Annotated in this window: 19 protein-coding genes; 4 read left to right on the plus strand and 15 right to left on the minus strand. The window is 41.4% G+C overall.

Annotated features, from left to right (window positions below; genetic code table 11):
* Window positions 1-19 precede the first annotated feature (19 nt).
* The 3 genes from ABIC84_RS00595 to ABIC84_RS00605 all read right to left on the minus strand — a co-directional run bounded on the left by ABIC84_RS00595 (window position 20) and on the right by ABIC84_RS00605 (window position 2,694).
* On the minus strand, window positions 20-262 hold the full coding sequence (locus ABIC84_RS00595; RefSeq protein WP_091162272.1) for a hypothetical protein: 243 nt from the start codon (window positions 260-262) through the stop codon (window positions 20-22).
* Between the two features lie 291 nt (window positions 263-553).
* Window positions 554-2,320, minus strand: a complete 1,767-nt coding sequence (locus tag ABIC84_RS00600; RefSeq protein WP_429262353.1) for a M56 family metallopeptidase — start codon at window positions 2,318-2,320, stop codon at window positions 554-556.
* Window positions 2,317-2,694 carry a BlaI/MecI/CopY family transcriptional regulator gene (locus ABIC84_RS00605; RefSeq protein ID WP_090526521.1) on the minus strand — a complete coding sequence of 126 codons (378 nt, stop codon included), beginning with the start codon at window positions 2,692-2,694 and terminating at the stop codon, window positions 2,317-2,319. The genes ABIC84_RS00600 and ABIC84_RS00605 overlap by 4 nt, the downstream gene beginning before the upstream one ends.
* A gap of 248 nt (window positions 2,695-2,942) precedes the next feature.
* Here ABIC84_RS00605 and dprA point away from each other — a divergent pair, with 248 nt between their 5' ends.
* On the plus strand, window positions 2,943-4,040 hold the full coding sequence (gene dprA / locus ABIC84_RS00610; protein WP_429262354.1) for a DNA-processing protein DprA: 1,098 nt from the start codon (window positions 2,943-2,945) through the stop codon (window positions 4,038-4,040).
* Between the two features lie 105 nt (window positions 4,041-4,145).
* Here the strand turns inward: dprA and ABIC84_RS00615 are convergent, their stop codons facing one another.
* The 9 genes from ABIC84_RS00615 to sppA all read right to left on the minus strand — a co-directional run bounded on the left by ABIC84_RS00615 (window position 4,146) and on the right by sppA (window position 13,214).
* The gene (locus tag ABIC84_RS00615) at window positions 4,146-4,622 is read right to left on the minus strand and encodes a SixA phosphatase family protein (protein WP_090526524.1); all 477 of its coding nucleotides are present in this window, start codon (window positions 4,620-4,622) and stop codon (window positions 4,146-4,148) included.
* A gap of 165 nt (window positions 4,623-4,787) precedes the next feature.
* Window positions 4,788-5,408, minus strand: a complete 621-nt coding sequence (locus ABIC84_RS00620; RefSeq protein ID WP_429262355.1) for a porin family protein — start codon at window positions 5,406-5,408, stop codon at window positions 4,788-4,790.
* Window positions 5,409-5,539: 131 nt separating this feature from the next.
* The gene (locus ABIC84_RS00625; protein ID WP_429262356.1) at window positions 5,540-6,505 is read right to left on the minus strand and encodes a glycosyltransferase family 9 protein; all 966 of its coding nucleotides are present in this window, start codon (window positions 6,503-6,505) and stop codon (window positions 5,540-5,542) included.
* A 13-nt stretch (window positions 6,506-6,518) separates the two neighbouring features.
* Entirely contained in the window at window positions 6,519-7,022 is a 504-nt protein-coding gene (rfaE2, locus tag ABIC84_RS00630) for a D-glycero-beta-D-manno-heptose 1-phosphate adenylyltransferase (RefSeq protein WP_429262357.1), read from the minus strand.
* Between the two features lie 85 nt (window positions 7,023-7,107).
* On the minus strand, window positions 7,108-7,674 hold the full coding sequence (locus ABIC84_RS00635) for a D-sedoheptulose 7-phosphate isomerase (RefSeq protein WP_429262358.1): 567 nt from the start codon (window positions 7,672-7,674) through the stop codon (window positions 7,108-7,110).
* 88 nt (window positions 7,675-7,762) lie between these two features.
* Window positions 7,763-8,755, minus strand: a complete 993-nt coding sequence (gene rfaE1 / locus ABIC84_RS00640) for a D-glycero-beta-D-manno-heptose-7-phosphate kinase (RefSeq protein ID WP_429262359.1) — start codon at window positions 8,753-8,755, stop codon at window positions 7,763-7,765.
* 66 nt (window positions 8,756-8,821) lie between these two features.
* Window positions 8,822-10,495: a helix-hairpin-helix domain-containing protein gene (locus ABIC84_RS00645; RefSeq protein WP_429262360.1), complete on the minus strand. Its 1,674-nt coding sequence runs from the start codon at window positions 10,493-10,495 to the stop codon at window positions 8,822-8,824.
* A 382-nt stretch (window positions 10,496-10,877) separates the two neighbouring features.
* Window positions 10,878-11,342, minus strand: a complete 465-nt coding sequence (locus ABIC84_RS00650; RefSeq protein ID WP_429262361.1) for a hypothetical protein — start codon at window positions 11,340-11,342, stop codon at window positions 10,878-10,880.
* 81 nt (window positions 11,343-11,423) lie between these two features.
* Window positions 11,424-13,214 (minus strand): signal peptide peptidase SppA, encoded by a 1,791-nt coding sequence (gene sppA, locus ABIC84_RS00655; protein WP_429262362.1) that lies wholly within the window; start codon window positions 13,212-13,214, stop codon window positions 11,424-11,426.
* A gap of 87 nt (window positions 13,215-13,301) precedes the next feature.
* On the opposite strand from sppA, the gene folK reads away from it, so the two are divergent.
* Window positions 13,302-13,790: a 2-amino-4-hydroxy-6-hydroxymethyldihydropteridine diphosphokinase gene (gene folK, locus ABIC84_RS00660; protein WP_176627631.1), complete on the plus strand. Its 489-nt coding sequence runs from the start codon at window positions 13,302-13,304 to the stop codon at window positions 13,788-13,790.
* Between the two features lie 16 nt (window positions 13,791-13,806).
* On the plus strand, window positions 13,807-14,184 hold the full coding sequence (locus ABIC84_RS00665) for an Hpt domain-containing protein (protein ID WP_112655708.1): 378 nt from the start codon (window positions 13,807-13,809) through the stop codon (window positions 14,182-14,184).
* Between the two features lie 210 nt (window positions 14,185-14,394).
* On the opposite strand, the gene purS is transcribed toward ABIC84_RS00665, so the two are convergent.
* The 3 genes from purS to rho all read right to left on the minus strand — a co-directional run bounded on the left by purS (window position 14,395) and on the right by rho (window position 17,077).
* The gene (gene purS / locus ABIC84_RS00670) at window positions 14,395-14,649 is read right to left on the minus strand and encodes a phosphoribosylformylglycinamidine synthase subunit PurS (protein WP_413322078.1); all 255 of its coding nucleotides are present in this window, start codon (window positions 14,647-14,649) and stop codon (window positions 14,395-14,397) included.
* A complete protein-coding gene (pssA, locus tag ABIC84_RS00675) occupies window positions 14,630-15,352 on the minus strand; it encodes a CDP-diacylglycerol--serine O-phosphatidyltransferase (RefSeq protein ID WP_429262363.1) in 723 nt (240 codons plus the stop codon). Before pssA ends, purS begins: the two co-directional genes overlap by 20 nt.
* Window positions 15,353-15,442: 90 nt before the next feature.
* Entirely contained in the window at window positions 15,443-17,077 is a 1,635-nt protein-coding gene (rho, locus tag ABIC84_RS00680; RefSeq protein WP_429262364.1) for a transcription termination factor Rho, read from the minus strand.
* A gap of 364 nt (window positions 17,078-17,441) precedes the next feature.
* On the opposite strand from rho, the gene pyrF reads away from it, so the two are divergent.
* Window positions 17,442-18,272 (plus strand): orotidine-5'-phosphate decarboxylase, encoded by an 831-nt coding sequence (gene pyrF, locus ABIC84_RS00685; RefSeq protein WP_429262711.1) that lies wholly within the window; start codon window positions 17,442-17,444, stop codon window positions 18,270-18,272.
* The last annotated feature ends 42 nt before the right edge of the window (window positions 18,273-18,314 follow it).

Consider the following 18,314-nt stretch of genomic DNA (forward strand, 5'->3'; position numbering starts at 1 on the left):
GGGTAGGGTTGGGTGGTGCTTATATCAAATGATCATGATGCTGGTTGTCGGTGCGTGAAGCTGCCCAAAAAACAAACCCCAGGAAAAATAACGCGCCGCCGGCAAAAACAGGCAGTTTAAATGTCCATCCGCCATTTAAGCCGGTAGTGATAATTGAACTGCCAGAGCTATCTACCGCATTGATGGTATGCTTATAAAAAAAATTACCTGCAATAAGCATCACAATGCCTACTATTGCTAAAATGATCCCAAACTTTTTCATGTTATGAGGTTTAAAAATGAACAAAATCAGGTTACCGGTAAGGTCCAGGAAGTATAATTGGTACTTATTAAACAAAGCGTATTTTAATGTGTTTGCTTTGTTTTAGATATATTTTAAAAGAAATTGTCCCGATGGGATATGTCTAAGTTACAAACTTTTGAATATTTAAAGAAATTATTTAACGATTTGTAAAACAGGACTGTTAAAGGGAGAGGAGGGATTTACGCAGAAAATTGCCGGGTCGGTTTTAGGCCGGTCGGCAATTATAAAAGCTTGTTAAAGCCTTTTTATTTACTTATTGTCAGTCAGGGGGCCATAGCCTAAAACAACAACTTCGCGAAGAGTAGTTGAAAGCTTAGCGGCGGATGTATTTGCCTGAGCATATAGTTTTGCAGGGGTATAAGCGTATTTTTTATCCTGGGCATCTACCAATGATAGAGTTACAGGTATATTATAGTAACCTGATTTTACACTAAGGTTGCCATCAAAATCATTCACTACCCGCTGCACCTCATTGTCAATTTCCTGGTCAACACCTCTGATAATGTTTACATTGTTTATTTTCCCGTTATCGATACTGAAGGTTAGGATTACTCTTCCCGAAATATGGTTTAAGCGTGCCTTTGAAGGATAGCGAACGTGTTTTGCAACATACGAATACAGGTTCTGAAATGGATCGGCAGGTGGTGGTGGCGGCGCAACGCGTTCTGTAATTGCTGGTACAGAACCTGCCGGTACTGCCGGGGTAACCGGTGTTACTTCTACTACTTTAGGTGTTTTTTTTACTTTTTCCGGATTTGCAGGTGGCGGCGGAGGCGGAAGTTTTACGTCGGTAACTTTTGGTTTTTTTCCATTGGCAGGTGGAACAGGCGGTGGCGGCGGAAGTTTTGGATAGATCAACATTTTAGGGAATGTATAGCCGTATTTGTTTTTCAGCATAGCCAGTTGTTCTGGTGTTGCTTTGCTCTTGTAATATTCCTTTTGTTCTCCATTTTTTTCAGTAACGATTACCCGGAAATCGGTTTTGTTATCAATAAGATAACCTGTCTCCTCATATTTATAGCCTTTTACAGTAAGATCTTGCTTTTTTATACGGATTGGGTCTACTTTTATAGTATCTGAAGGGCTTTTTTGCGCATTTGTCGGCTTTTGATTAGCAATTCGATGGCCGGGAATCAGGTCGATGATCCCATAGCTTTTACTGAATACTAAGGTTGACGCGCAAAGCAGGCCGGCGCATATGGGTACGGCCACGAGGTATTTTAGCCTGGCTAATTTCCCCGAACGTTTTTTGTTTAACATAATTATCCTCTTTTTTAATAAGTTATAATTGAAAAATGAATGCGCCAGGGGCGAGCCGTTTAACCCATAAGCATTGCTTACCAAAAACGACGAATAGCTAAGGGCATCACTTTCCTGCGCGACAGTTTGCTCGTCGGCTATATATTCATGGATGGTTTTCAGGCTGATTTGCAATAAATAAACCAGCGGATTAAACCAATTGATGATCTTGATCAGCTCCAGAAAAACAATATCAACCGAGTGTTTTTGACGTATGTGAACCAGCTCGTGCCTGATAATGATATTATTAGCCTGGGTTTTTGTGCCAATAAAAAGGTAGTTAAAGAAGGAAAAGGCGGTGTTTGATCCCTCTATATTGATAAGTTTATACTTATCATCAACCAGAGTTTTGGTGGTCTTAGTCAGTTTTGCCAATTGATAGAGCCTGATAAAGAGTACTGTGGTAAGTACTATTGTGCCAAGTATATAGGCGTAAACCAAAATACCGTTAAAGGTTAACGTTGGCTGCACGGTAAGTTTTTGCACAGTGGTTTGGTAAGCCATTTGTGGAATGATAACAATTGTTTTTGTTGCAGTTTCAACCGGTTTTAGCCAGCCAATTTGTACAACGGGTAATACAAATGAAACCACACAGCTCAATAACAGGTATATGCGGTTTAACGTGTAGTGTGTTTCCTTATTTAAAAACAGGCAGTAACCTGCATAAAATACGCATAGGTACAAGTTTGCCTCAAGCAAATAATATAGCCAGTTCATTGTTGTTTGCTTTTAAGTTTATCAATTAATGATGTTAGTTCGTCCAGTTCTTTAACGCTGATGTTCTTTTCATCCACGATAAAGGATACCAAACTCTGATATGAATTGCTGAAATAGTTTTTCATCATCTTATCAAATGTGAATTTTTTGTACTCCGCATCGCTGATGAGTGGGAAGTAAACATGGGAGTTACCATAGGCCTTATGGTCGATAAAGCCTTTGCCTTCCAATACCCTTACCACAGTCGACACCGTGTTATAAGCGGGTTTAGGTTCCGGCATTTCTTCAATAATATCTTTAACAATGGCTTCCTTCAGTTGCCAAAGGATCTGCATTACCTGCTCTTCGGCTTTGGTTAGTTCTTTGATATGCATAGCAAACTATTTTTATAGTTGAATAAAGGTAAAACTATTTTTATAGTTTGCAAACTATTTTTGTAGTTTTTTAATAAATGTGCGAAATAGGAATGTGCAGATATGCAAATTAAATAAGGAAAGACATATGGTTTAAAGCTAAATATGATATCCACACTTTATATATTGTATTGCAAATAACAGGTCCTGCTTGAAAATCGCCTGAATATTTATAATTTGCAAGGCTATAATCTGTACGTCTAAACCCAATGTCATTACTCCATAAAGTAGCTTTATCTTTTGTTAAAAACCTCGGGCCGGTAGCGGCTAAGTCGTTGATCGCATATCTTGGCAGCGTAGAAGAAGTGTTTAATGCATCGCCCGAAAAAATGACCAGGATTCCGGGAATAGGTGAGAAGCGCGCTGTAAAATGGGATTTTGACGATGCTTTGAGGCAAGCCGAAAAGGAGCTGAAGTTTTTAGAAGGTCACGATATCGATGTTATTTTTTATACAGATGCCCGTTACCCAAAGCGCTTAAAAAATTGCCACGATTCGCCGGTGCTGCTTTATGCAAAGGGCAAAATGGATCTTAACCCGCCCCACATTATCAGTATAGTGGGCACCCGTAACGCTACCGATTATGGCAGGCAATTATGCCGCCAGTTAGTTGAAGAATTACAGCAATACAATGTATTAATAGTAAGTGGTTTGGCGCATGGCATTGATGTAGCGGCACATAAAGAATGTATAAAGCTAAACGTGCCAACCATCGGTGTACTGGGCCATGGGCTCGACAGGCTTTATCCGGCTCAAAATAGGGGTACTGCCGATAAAATGCTCGAAAACGGCGGCTTATTATCCGAATACCCTTCAGGCACTAATCCCGACAGGGAAAACTTTCCGCAGCGAAACCGTATAGTTGCCGGTATTGCCGATGCAACGGTGGTGATTGAAGCCAGTATCAAAGGAGGTGCGCTCATCACGGCCGAAATTGCCAACTCCTATAACCGGGATGTTTTTGCTTTCCCGGGCAGATTAGGTGATGAATTTTCTGAAGGATGTAACTTCCTGATCCGTAACAATAAAGCAAGCTTACTCACCTGCACCGCCGATCTGGCTTTTAGTCTTGGCTGGGAAAAGAACGATGGCAATAAACCTGTAGAGCAATTTATGCTGCCTTTTGATTTGTCGGCAGATGAACGGCTGATTATGGAGATATTGCAGCAGAATAAAACGCCGCTTGCCATAGATGATCTTACTTTAAGGGCTAATATGCCTATGAGCCAACTGGCCATGAACCTCCTTAATATGGAAATGCAAGGGTATATCAGCTCGCTGCCGGGAAAAACTTATAGAGTAAATTGAGTGTTATAAGTCTGGAGTCTTAGGTCGCCAGTTCAAAGTCTTGAAAAAATATGACTTTAGAAGACTATAGATATAGACTTAGAACTTAAGACTTCCGACTTAAGACTACCCTTTCGGCGAATCAAAATGCGTCAGTGTCCCGTCTTCTTCGCTGATGGATTGCCATGTATCATTTTCAAAGGTAATGATGGCCACGGCACAGGTAGGCATCTCTTTTAGCTGGCTGGTGAGGTAATATAGTATTTGGCTTATACCCGGGTTATGGCCAACTATGCCTATATAATCATATTCATCGGGCAGGCTATTAACTACTTTAACCCAGGTGTTTTCGCTGGCTTCGTAAATTCTTTTGTCTTCCCCAGGAGCCGGTAGTTTAAACTGGTTAGCAAAAATTTCGGCAGTAGTTTTGGTACGCAGTGCCGGACTGGTTATTATAATTTGAGGTATTTGTAACTGTCCTTTTAAAAGGGTGGCCATTAAAACCGCATCCTGCATACCCGATTGTTTTAAAGGCCGGTCAAAATCAACATAACCGCTTTCATGGGTAGCTTTTGCGTGGCGTATTAATAATAACTTTTTCATGATTTTGAACGGTTGACCGATCGGTTTGTAATGTTACGGTTTTGTGATTATAACGTGAGACATTTATAATAAGTTTCCAATAATACTAAATAAATAAGGAGAAGCTGTTGCTTCTCCTTATAATAAAAGACAGACAAAGTCTACTTCAATTTTTCGCCAGGTTAATTAAAACGCGTAACCAACTGAAATACCGAAAACACGGTTTGTAAGTTTGATGCCATCAACGTTAGTGATGTTGGTTAGGCCCCAATCATAATTAGCATTGATCAGGAAACCGGTTCTGAATTTAAAACCAACAATAGCATTTAAACCCGCGTCGGTTCTTTTAATTTCGTCCTGGCCACTGCCAAATTTAATATCTTCAGAATTGCCGCTGTTGTCTTTTGCTTTGCCGGAAACACCCATACCAAGGTAAGGGCCGGCACCAAAGTAAAAGTCACCGACTACCGCAGGCACGTGGTACACAACATTTACCGGAACTTGCAGGTAATAGAGTTTTACTTTGCCGCCAGAGCTTGCTTCGTCATCAAAAGAAACACTTGATGATCCGCCTTTACCGGTAAAGTTTAAGGCTGGTTGTAATGATACATTGCCAAATTTAAAATCGACAAAAGCGCCTACGTTGAATGTGGTTAAGCTGCCCGAATTGCCGGAGCCGCTAACCCCGTCAACTGTAGCGTGTAACGTTGCGAAGTTTACACCTCCTTTAAAACCAACAGTAGGTAATTGTGCAAATGCTGCAAAGGATGCCATTAAAAGGCACAGGCTTAGTAATGTTTTTTTCATCGTGTAAGGGATTTAAGTTAATACACAAAAGTATACAAATACACTAACATTAAAAGGTATCTGATGTTTTTTGGTGAAATATTAACAATTGTGGATTTGTAAGTATAACTTAGGCAAGGTCACACCCGCAATTAAAGATTGGAGAAGTCTACAATATCAGCTTCTGGCATATCGTTCATACATTTAAAGTGTCCGAGCGGGCATTTTTCAAGTCCGAATTTGGAGCAGGGACGGCAGGATAGTTCAATACCGGCAATCAGTGTTTCTTTTACTTTATAAGGCCAAACCCCCAGCAAATCGGGTGTGGTGCCACCCCAAACCGAGGCTATAGGCACATTAAACGCTTCGGCAATATGTGTGAGACCTGTATCAAAACCAATTACATTTTTTGCGCGCGATACCAGGAAAACCGATTCATCAAGAGAAGTTACTCCGCATGCATTGTAAACAGATTCACCAACTGCCGTAGCTATTTCATCGCCATTTGCTTTTACATCATTACCGCCCAATAACAAAACAGGTAAATTAAGCTGCCTGCAAATGCTAATGATCTTGTAATTAGGCATCCGCTTCGTAAAATGTGTTGCACCTATTACAAAAGCAACATAGCCATGCTGATGACTAACCGGTAGTAATTTAGTTATATCGTGTTGGGCTTTGATATAATAATCGATAGGCTTATCGTCATTAACCACACCTAAAAACTTAACAGCTTTTAAATACCTGTCAACCAAATGTTCCTTACCTACCAGGTTGCGTTTCAACTTTAAACTTAGCCATTTTAAAATTGGCTGTTTTTTATAAGTTGATGCTTTGATACCGGTACGCAGCTTGATGATGCTTGTGCGAAGATTATTATGCAGATCAATGATCTGATCATACTTTTCGGCCTTAATGTCGTTAATGGTATCTGTTAACGAGGGTTTTAATAGCAGCAACTTATCAACATACTGGTTATTATCGTAAATGTATTTGAAAGCTGGTTTGGTTAAAAAATGAACTTCGGCATCAGGGACCTGCTTTTTGAGGCAGCGCACAACAGGCGTAGTATAAATTATATCACCCATCGAGCTAAAGCGGATCACCAGTATCTTCATGTTGTTATTAAGTTCAGGAAATCTGGTTCCTGATTTTTTCGATTATGGAAGTGGATGAATATCCTTCAACAAAATTAATTGTTTTAACCTCGCCTCCGTTTGCTATTACTTCTTTAGCGCCCACAATATTTTCAACTGCATAATCGGCTCCCTTTACCAGTATGTCGGGCAGAAGGAAGCTGATCAAATTAAGAGGGGTATCTTCTTCAAAAACAACGATAGCATCCACAAAAAACAATGCCGCCAACAGTGCTGCGCGGCTGTTTTGATCATTTACGGGGCGGGTTGGGCCTTTGATACGCCTTACCGAGCTATCGGCATTAAGGCCGATCACCAGCTTGTCGCCAAGTTCTGCCGCTTTGGCCAGGTAGGTGAGATGGCCTATGTGCAGCAAATCAAAAACACCATTGGTGAACACTACTTTTTTACCTTCTGCCTGCCAGTTTTTGACCTGCGTTTGCAGTGATTGCAAGTCGGTTATTTTATCAAGAAGGGTTTTTTCGAAGCCGGTTCTCATTTATTTTTTCTGTAGAAACGCTTCATAGGCGTCCCCTTGTTATTGCTCAATATAAGACGCATGTGATGCGTCTCTAAGGTATTATTTAATCAAAAAGGTCATCAACGGCGGTACATAGGATATGCCCTATGAGGATATGCATTTCCTGGATGCGCGCGGTAATATTTGATGGCGCGATAATATTCAAATCGCAAATTCCGTTCATTTTACCACCGTCCCTGCCCGAAAGGCCTAATGTTTTAACTTCCAGTTTTTTAGCCGACTCAAACGCCGCCAAGATCCCCGGACTGTTTCCACTGGTCGAAATGCCGATGAACAAGTCGCCCGGCCTGGCAAATGCCTCCAGTTGGCGCGAAAACACATGTTCATAACCATAATCGTTAGCGATAGAGGTAAGCGCCGAAGTATCAACTGTTAAGGCAATACCCGGTAAAGGCTGACGGTCTTTCACATAACGGCCGGTAAGCTCCGCTGCAATGTGCTGAGCATCAGCAGCACTGCCGCCGTTACCAGCCAGTAGAACTTTATTGCCGTTTTTTATGGTCGAGGTGATCATCTCACAGGCTACCTCGATATCGCCACTAAGCGTGTCGATTACCCTTTGCAGCGTGTCCTGGTGATCTTTAAGTTCGTTTAATATCTTTTGGTTCATTAGTTCACTTGTTCATTAGTTCATTAGTCGGTTAGGGCAAGCACATTTCAAACCCTTCGCCTTTAACCTTTGGCCTTTCACCTCTATCTCACCTTTTGCCTTTTAATATATCTTCAATTATCTCATCTACCGTAGTTGTTGCGCTACCTACGCGGCGAATCACTATAGCAGCGGCATGGTTAGCCAGTTCGCAGGCATCCTCAATATTCAGACCTCCTGCCATAAAGTATGCCATGGTGGCCAGTACAGTGTCGCCGGCACCGGTTACATCAAACACTTCGGTTGCCTTTACCGGTAAACTTTGATATCCCTCTTCGCTCAGTATTACCATGCCCTCTTCGGATAAGGTAACTACTATATATTGAGTCCCTGTTTGTTCAAAAATTACTTTACCGGCCTGTTGCAGGCTTTCTATCGAGTTGATCTTTTCGGTTTTCGCTGCCTCCGACAATTCCTTGCGGTTAGGTTTAATGATAAAAGCGCCTTTATACTTTTCGTAATTAAGCCCTTTGGGGTCGATGATCACTTTTTTGCCTTTAGCATTGGCCGCCCTGATAATGCCTTGCGTTAAAAACGGTGAAAAAAGACCTTTGTTATAGTCCGATAAAAGTACCATATCTGCGTTGTCAATATAACCGCTTAGTTTACTTATAAGCTCTTTGGCAATAGGCTCCGATACTTCGTCGGTAACTTCGCGGTCAACACGTACCAGTTGGTGGCTGCCAACAACAACGCGGGTTTTTACTGTGGTAGGGCGATTGCTATCTTTAATAATAGAGTCCGTTTCAACGCCTTCATCGGTTAGGATTTTGATCAGTTCACCCGCAGCCTGGTCGTTTCCAATTACTCCCGCAACAATAACTTTTGCACCTAATGATACCAGGTTTTGAACCACATTCCCGGCACCACCTAATGTAGTGGTTTCGTTTTTTACATTTACAATAGGTACAGGAGCCTCGGGCGAAAGGCGGGTGGCATCTCCCCATATATAATGGTCAACCATCAGGTCGCCAATTACCAGTATTGCCGGTTTGCTGGCTGCTGCCTGTATGGATTGTGCTTTATCTTTTAGATTGTTCATTAGCTCATTAGTTCAATAGTTCATTGGTGGCGTATCAGCTAATCTCTGATCCCCAACCTCTAATCTCTAACCTCTTTTAACAGCAAATGCTTTAGTGATTTCTTCTAAAGACATAGCGTTCATGCACATCTCCTTATATAAACCTCCTTTGCGGGCTGCCAGGATGCCGTAATGCATGTCTGTAAAACCTTCAATGCGGTGGGCATCGGGGTTTATGGAAAGCATAACGCCTTTATCCAAAGCATATTGGTGCCAGCGCCAGTCGAGATCGAGCCGCAATGGGTTGGCGTTGATCTCGATAACTACGTTATTGGCCGCGCAAACATCTATCACCTTTTTATAATTAATAGGGTACCCGCCGCGGCTAAGCAAAAGCCTGCCGGTAGGGTGGCCTAATATGGTAGTGTACGGATTCTCGATAGCGGTAATAAGCCTTGATGTAGCTTTTTCTTCATCCATTTTAAGGATGGAATGTACAGAGGCGACAATAAAGTCAAACTTTTGCAGAATTTCTTCCGGATAATCAAGCGATCCATCGTACAAAATATCCGATTCTATGCCTTTAAAAATATGGAAGCCATCGAGCTTTTTATTAAGGGCATCAATTTCTTCGTGTTGCTGTAGCACACGTTCAATGCTCAGTCCCTTGGCATAAAAGGCGCTTTTACTATGATCGCACATGCCCAGGTATTCCAGTTTCAGGGTATCCCGGCAGTATAAGGCCATTTCTTCAATGGTGTTTACGCCATCGCTCCAGGTGCTGTGGTTATGAAGTGTGCCTTTCAGGTCGTGCCAGTTAATGAGCGTTGGCAGTATGTTCTTTTCGGCCTTTTCAATAAACAGGGTACCTTCACGCAGTTCGGGCTGCATCCAGCTTAAGCCGGCCTTGGTGTAGATCATTTCTTCCGTTTCTGGCTGTTCAACAGGAACATTAATCCTATCGAAAACGGCTTGTACATGATCATCAGTACCTGTATTGATAAATAGTTCTTTGTAATAATCAGCCTTATCTACACAAACAATATCAACGAGCAAGCCATTTTGCAGCTCGCCCTGAATATGGTTTTGATTTTTACTTACATTGCAAAGTATGGTTGAATTTACCAGCGCTTCGTAGGCAACATCATGGTTAAGACTGCCAACTACAATCACAATTTCGGTGATGATCTCATTCAAACGCCTGAATTCGCCGGCGAAATGTTTTAGCGCATCAGGGAAAATGGCTTTTACCTCATCCATCAGTTCGTTGGCTTCCTTTTCAACCTGGGCAAAAAGGAACTTACCATTGCTCGCCATTCTGAACTCGATAGCCTTACGGATCTCTTCCTGCGTTTTAAGGCCGAAGCCTTTAGCCTCTATAAGGCGGTTTTCATTGCAGGCATAAAAAAGCTCACCGGTATTTTCAATGCCCAGCTCTTTCCAGATAACAGCTACCTTTTTGGGGCCGATGCCTTTGATACCCATCATTTCAACCACACCGGCAGGGGTTTTATCCAACATGTCCTGCAGCTCGGTCATGGTGCCGGTTTCAAGCAACTCAGCAACTTTGCCGGCTATACTTTTGCCAATGCCATCAATCTTTTCCAGTTCATCCAGTTTTTTACCGGCGATAGGGAAGGGGAGCTTATCAACCTTAAAAGCTGCATTAGCTACCGATTTGATCTTGAATGGATTAGCCTCATGCAGTTCCATGAGTTGCGAAAGTAATCGAAGTGTGCGGGCTATGGGTTTATTTTCCATAATTACAATGAGGCGGTAAAAATACAAAAAGCCATTGTAATGACAGCTTAGATGGTGGGTTTGTTTTTGTGAGAGTGTCACATAATTACATTTAAAGTATTAGTATATTAGATATACTAAACATCTATTTACATATCATAAAAAAAAACAGCCCTTTTGTTGAGTTTTATATTTTGGAGTGTCAGCATAGCCGATAAGCTATGATATGATCGACCCATTGCCACAATTTCATCGCAGGGAGCAAACCATTATGGAAATAGTTAGCTTGCTTATAAATCACGTCTACGGGATTGATTACGTGCCAGGGAATGTTCCAAATGCTTATTTGAAGAGAGGATAGGAGTTATAATATTTAACAGATTTACAAAGGTTTGCCCGTGTACTAACGCTGTAAATATCTTTTTAAAACCGTTCTTTCTATACTTTCGCCGGGCCAAATCTCTATTCGGTAAAAATCATCACCTTCATCTCCCTCAACCGAAGCAAGGTTTGATGAATAAATTCTAACCCTGTAATTTCCCGGTGTAGTATTTAGTTCAATTTGAACAGCGGAATCTGGGCAACTAAGTATTTGGATTATTCCCGATTTTATGTTGATCCCTCCCTCAACAACATGATCGAAACTGGAAAAATCTACAATGTTATTCACCGATTCTAAAATTTCAAGTTCGGCTTTAACAGGGCCATAACATTCAGTACCGATGCCTAACATACCTTCTTCGATAGCTAATCTATTTTCATATGCTTCATGGGACCAAAAGTTAACTGAATCTCTCAGGTCCGGTGAATCTTTGTCATAAACATAAAATTGACCATATGAAGTGTAAAAATCCAACGGATATTTCATGGTTTAAGTTTTTTTAAAAATAAAAAAAGCCACCCAAATCGGGCAGCTTTTCACAATTAAAATTAATGTATTAATGAAATTTTATTTGATCACAAGGTCATAAGGCAGGCGGGCTTGAGGGGTGCGCATCATTTGTGTGATACCTTTTATCTGTTGGTAAACCCTGTAATTTTCACCAAGCTCGTTTTTCACCATACGGGTTTGTACTTCGGCGCTCAAACCGCTGCCCACCTTGTTGAAAAAGCTTTTTTGCTCGGGGTAACTTACAATATTATAGGTTTTGATCTTAGCTTTTTTGGCCGCTGAAGAGATAGCGTCGTTGATATTCCCCAAACGGTCAACCAGGCCAATTTTTAGGGCCTGTTCACCGGTCCAAACACGGCCCTGGCCAATGCTGTTAATGTAAGCCTGTGTTTTGCCGCGGCCTTCGGCCACTGCTTTGGTAAATTCATCATAACCACGGTTCACACTGTTTTGTAATATCAGGCGCTCGGCTGGACTAAGCGGACGGCTAATGTCGCCCAAATCTGCATACTTCCCGGTCTTTACACCATCAAAGGTTACACCCAGTTTATCGTTAAACAGTTTTTGCATGTTGGGCAATACAGCAAAAATGCCGATAGAACCGGTAATAGTATTAGGCTGGGCAATGATCGAATCGGCTGCACATGAAATGTAATAACCACCCGATGCAGCATAATCACCCATAGAAACAATGATCGGCTTTTTTTCGTGGATGAGTTTCACCTCGCGCCAGATCACGTCAGATGCCAGTGAGCTGCCGCCCGGCGAATTTACACGCAATACCACAGCTTTAACTTTATCATCTAAACGAGCTTTGCGCAATGCTTTCGAAATAGTTTCTGAACCGATATTGTTATCGTCGCCATCGCCACCGGTGATATCGCCCGATGCATAGACAAGGGCGATACGGTTTTTAGATGATGAATCATCCTCCTTATCGTCCGAATCATCACTTTTGCTTTTAGCGTAGTCCCTAAGGTCAACGCTTTTTAAGTCGTCTTTTAAATCAGTGCCAGTGCGCCTTTTCAAATCGTTCAGGATCTCATCTTTATATTTTAAGCCGTCAACCAACTTCAATTTATAGGCATCCTCAGGAAATTGAATGCGCATATTATCGGCATAAGTGAATAACGAATCCCTGTTAAGGCCGCGGCTTTTGCTGATGCCTGTTAAAAAATGATTGTACAGTGAACCAAGATATGAAGTTACCTGTAGCTTATTGGCATCACTCATCTTGGTAAGGAACAACGGTTCAACAGCGCTTTTAAAGGTGCCAACTTTAATGATCTGTGCTTCTATGCCTAATTTGTCCAGTGCTCCCTTCAGGAAAGTGGTTTGAGAACTAAAGCCGTGAAACTCAAAAATGCCTTTTGGGTTAATATAAACTTTATCGGCAACCGATGCCAGGTAGTAAAAGCCCTGGGTATATACTTCGGCGTAGGCTACAATAAATTTACCTGATTTTTTAAAGTCGATTAGTGCGTTGCGGATCTCTTCGGTAGTGGCCTGGCCGGCGGTCATATAACTCTCATCAAGGTATATGCCTTTAATATTATCGTCGGTTTTGGCTTTTTTAATATCAGCCAGGATATCATTTAAGCCGATTGATTTATCTTCATTCAAACCTAAAAAATCCAGACCGGCAAGGGGATTGTTTGGTGTACGCTCGGTGATCTGATTTTTAAGCGACATGTATAAAATAGAGTTTGAGCTAACATCTACAGTTTTATCACTGCCTGCGGATGCAATAAGGCCGATAACAAGAACCGCTCCTACAACACCTATTATTATACCCGAAATAATTACCCCTACAATAGTGGCCAGAACGAATTTGAAGAATTGTTTCATTAATGTTATAAATCTTTTTAACTATGCAAACTTAGTAATAAGGAGCCGTATAATGCTAAGAGCGGTTTCCATTATATTTGTTACAACATGATTGATGTTTTTTTATTACTTGGGAGCAACCTCGGTACCCGCGAATTGTTTCTGCAGCAGGCAATTGAATCTATTTCGGCCCAGATTGCTCCGGTTAAACTGATATCGTCGGTTTATGAAACCCAGTCGTGGGGTAAAACCGATGAGCCCGACTATTTAAACCAGGTGCTGATGCTCCAAACTGATCTGTCGGCGCAGGACGTGTTGGAAAAAATATTGAATATCGAACTGCAAATGGGTCGTAAGCGGGAGGTTAAATGGGGATCGCGCATTATTGATATTGATATTTTGTTTTATGGCGATGAAGTGATCCATGATTTTAACCTGGTGGTGCCCCATCCCGAATTGTATAAACGCAGTTTTACGCTGATCCCCCTGGCCGAGATAGCACCTAACCTTATTCATCCTGTGTTCAAAAAAAATATTTTGCAGCTAAAGGATGAACTAAAGGATAACTTAATCGTAAAAAAGCATATTTTTGAATAAACACAAAGCTTTTATAATGGCAGATATTTCACCAGAACAGGACCTTGATCTTTCTTTTTTATACGAGATTGCCGATGGTAGCGACGATTTTATTGTTGACTCGATTGGGATGTTCCTTGAGCAATCGCCCGATCTACTTAATACGATCAGCAACGCGTTAAATAACCAGGATTGGGCGTTAGCAGCCCAGGCAGCTCATAAATTAAAGCCTAACCTTGGTTTTTTTGGTATGCCCATAAGTCAGGCTACCATACAGGAAGTTGAGCTGGCCTGTAAAGCCGGCGGTCAAAACCCAACCGAAATATTTGAAAAATTTAACCAGGTAAACAGTATGGTATCTGCAAACCTCATCACTTTAAAGGAAATTAAAGCCGAGAAGGAAGCTAATTTGTAAGTCTTTAAGGTGAAAGGTGAAAGGTGAAAGGTGAAAGGTGAAAGGTGAAAGGTGAAAGGTGAAAGTTTCGCCGCTTAGATATAAAAAGCAAAGGCAAGAGGTTTCCCTTTTGCCTTTTGTATTTTATAAAGTTTTAGTTGTTTATGCAGATAAGAAACCTTTGGCCTTTTACCTTTCGCCTTTATCCTAAAAAAGCCTTTCGCCTTTAACCTAAACTTTAGATATTTTAAAAGTATAGCTTTCCATAATCAGGTTGGCCAGTAGGTTTTTGCAGGCCTGGTCAACTTTGGCGCTGGCAGCTTCGGCATTTTCAGCTTCTATTTCAAGCGTAATGTGTTTGCCAATGCGCACGTTATGAATTTCGGCTAAGCCAAGGTTTTTCATGCTACCGGTTACTGCTTTTCCTTGTGGATCAAGTATTTCTTTTTTGGGCATTACGTCGATTTCAGCCTGGAACTTTGTCATTTGTGAGTTTTGTTTGAATTAGAGATAAGGTGATATAAATAAATATAACCACCGGAACGGCCACAAATTTAAAAAATAGTATGAGTATTGCCGAAAACAAGAGCAGTAAATAACGGAAAATGTTTTTGTTAAAGTCGCGGTTCTTGAATTTAAGCGACATGAGCGGTATTTCGGATACCAGTAGGGTACACATTATTAAAACCAGGACTGTTAGAAGGTAAGGATTTAAAATGTAATGTGCCAAAGCATCGTACTGCTGTACTATTAAAGGCAGCGATGCTATAAGGATGGCGTTTGCTGGTGTTGGTAAACCGATAAAGCTATCTGATTGCCGCGTGTCGTTATTGAACTTGGCAAGCCTCAACGCCGAAAATACCGGTAAAAGGAATGCAACGAAGTTTAACAGGTGACTTATGTTGTCTATTTGCGGAGCCTGTAAAAATAGTTCGTACATAATCACCGACGGCAGTACGCCAAAGCTCACCATATCGGCCAGCGAATCGAGGTCTTTACCAATAAATGAATAGGAGTTTAAAACCCTTGATGCAAGGCCATCAAAAAAATCAAATATTGAGGAAAGAAAAATGGCATAAGCAGCCACTATGAGGTTACCCTGGAAAGCGAAAACTATACCTATACAACCGCTAAAAAGGTTGGCGCAGGTAATAGCATTTGGAAGGTGTTTTTTGACGCGTCTCTTCATTTCGCCATCGAAGTTATCAGGAATTTATTAAGTAATAATGAAGTTACAAATAATATTCTACTTACTTATAACTTCATTATCGCTAAAATATTACGAATTCATCGAAATCAGAAATTCTTCGTTAGTTTTTGTGCCCCTTATTTGAGCTTGTAAAAACTCCATTGATTCCTGCGAATTCATATCGGCAAGGTGATTGCGAAGGATCCAGATACGCTGAAGCGTGTCACGGTCAAGCAATAAGTCGTCGCGGCGGGTACTTGAAGCGGTGATATCGATAGCAGGGAAGATGCGTTTATTTGATAATTTACGATCCAGTTGTAACTCCATGTTGCCGGTACCTTTAAATTCTTCAAAAATAACCTCATCCATTTTTGAGCCGGTTTCGGTAAGCGCTGTGGCGATGATAGTTAATGAACCGCCATCCTCAATGTTACGCGCGGCGCCAAAAAAGCGTTTAGGTTTGTGCAATGCGTTAGCATCAACACCGCCTGATAATATTTTACCTGATGCAGGGGCAACAGTATTATAAGCGCGTGCCAAACGGGTGATAGAGTCAAGGAGGATCACTACGTCATGGCCACACTCCACCATACGTTTTGATTTTTCAAGTACAATATTAGCAATTTTTACGTGGCGTTCGGCTGGCTCATCAAAGGTTGATGATACAACTTCGGCTCGTACACTACGGGCCATGTCGGTAACCTCTTCCGGACGTTCGTCTATCAGCAATATAATAAGGTATACTTCAGGATGGTTTTTGGCAATAGCATTGGCCACATCCTTTAATAACATGGTTTTACCAGTTTTTGGCTGTGCCACGATTAAACCACGCTGACCTTTACCAATAGGCGAAAACAGGTCCATAATGCGGGTTGAATAGTTGTTCGGATCGGTGAAGAGGCTCAGCTTTTCGGAAGGGAACAATGGCGTTAAGTGATCAAACGGAACGCGGTCACGCACTTCGGCCGGGATTCGGCCGTTAATGGCCTCAACACGTACCAGCGGGAAGTATTTTTCACCTTCTTTCGGTGGGCGGATGCTGCCCCTAACAGTATCACCTGTTTTAAGGCCGAATAGTTTTATCTGCGATTGTGATACGTAAATATCATCGGGAGAAGTAAGGTAGTTATAATCAGATGAACGAAGGAAGCCATAACCATCAGGCATGATTTCCAAAACACCCTCATTTACAATTACATTATCAAAATCGAGATTGATTGGCGGTTCCTGTGCTTTTTGCTGGTTTTGGTTGTTGCTGTTAACCCTGCGCTCAAATTTTTGCGGGCGGGCTTCCGGAACAACTTCTTCTGTACGACTAACTGTTTCACCGGCTTGCGGCGCTTCCGTTTCTGTGGTTACAGCAGGAATTTCAGTTTCCGGATCTTCCTGTGATGGCTCATCATCCTGCGCATCAAAAAGATTGGTATCATCTAAAGGAACCTCTATACGCGGTTTTGATGAATCTTTGGTTTTTATAACACGGGTTCTTTTTCGGGGTTTTTCAATTGTTTCGGCAGGCGCTTCGCCTGGCTCGGGTGTAGGGGTATAGTTTGATTCAATTAGATCTTGTTGGGCCCTGGCGGCTTCAATAAGCTGTTGTTGTTCAATAATACGGGCAACAAGCTGAGCTTTACGTAGTTCGTCGGCCTCAGCAATACCTAAATTTCTGGCAATTTCGCGCAACTCAGAAACGAGTTTGTCGTTCAATTCAATTTTATCAGACATGATATGAATTATAGTTCAATGGGATTTTTTAATTGTAATTTGTTTTCAAACGGCAAAAATTTCTATGCAAGTGTTAAAGCTTGACCACATGTAAAAACATATGAGGCTATAATTGAAAGAAATTGATCTTGAAACCTTGTTTTAGTAAACATCCAACCCCATGCAAGTATTATTTAAAGTGATAATAAAAAGCGTGGTGATTTAAATTGTTTCTTTAGTGCAAGAAAAATTCAATGGAAAACGATGCAAGTGTAAACAATTATTCTTTAATTTCAAATTAATTAAATAAATATCACTTATATCAGAACACATAAGCCAAATTTTTAGTTTTTTTGACAATTAAAATATTATTCAGTCGCTGATGATGTCCCGCCAGGAATTAATTGAACAAATCAAAAAAAAGAAATCGTTTTTATGTGTTGGGCTTGATCCCGATCTCAACAAGATTCCCGAATTTTTAAGATCATATCCCGATCCTGTACTTGAATTTAACAAACGCATCGTTGATGCTACGCAGGATCTCTGTATAGCTTATAAGCCTAATGCCGCTTTTTACGAAGCCTATGGTATAAAAGGATTACAAAGCTTAATTGATACCTATAAATACCTGCCCAAAGATTGTTTAAGCATCATTGACGCTAAACGGGGCGATATCGGCAATACATCCGATAAATATGCCAAAGCATTTTTTGATGAGCAATCGGGCGGGATGAGCTTTGATGCTATAACCATTACGCCTTATATGGGTAATGACAGTGTTACACCATATCTTGCTTACGAGGGTAAATGGGTTATTATTTTGGCCCTAACATCATCTGTAGGTAGTAAGGATTTTCAATACCTGCAAACCGGGGATGGGTATTTATATGAAAATGTGATAAAAAAGGCCAACACCTGGGCCGGAGCCGACAGGATCATGTACGTAGTAGGGGCTACTAAAAGCACCGAATTTACCAATATCCGCGCATACGCGCCAGATAGCTTTTTACTGGTACCCGGAGTAGGGGCGCAGGGCGGAAGCCTGGAAGAAGTTTGCAAATACGGTATTACTAAAGATTGTGGCCTTATTGTAAACTCGTCGCGTTCTATATTATATGCAAGCAACGGTGAAGATTTTGCCGACGCCGCCCGCGCGGAAGCCCTAAGTTTGCAGCAGCAAATGCAGGTGGAGTTGGAAAAAGCTGGGGTGATATAATGTCAGTCACACGTCCGCGCTTTAACTTGCGTTGAGAAACTA

Source organism: Mucilaginibacter sp. 3215 (assembly GCF_050433785.1).
Classification (GTDB): domain Bacteria; phylum Bacteroidota; class Bacteroidia; order Sphingobacteriales; family Sphingobacteriaceae; genus Mucilaginibacter.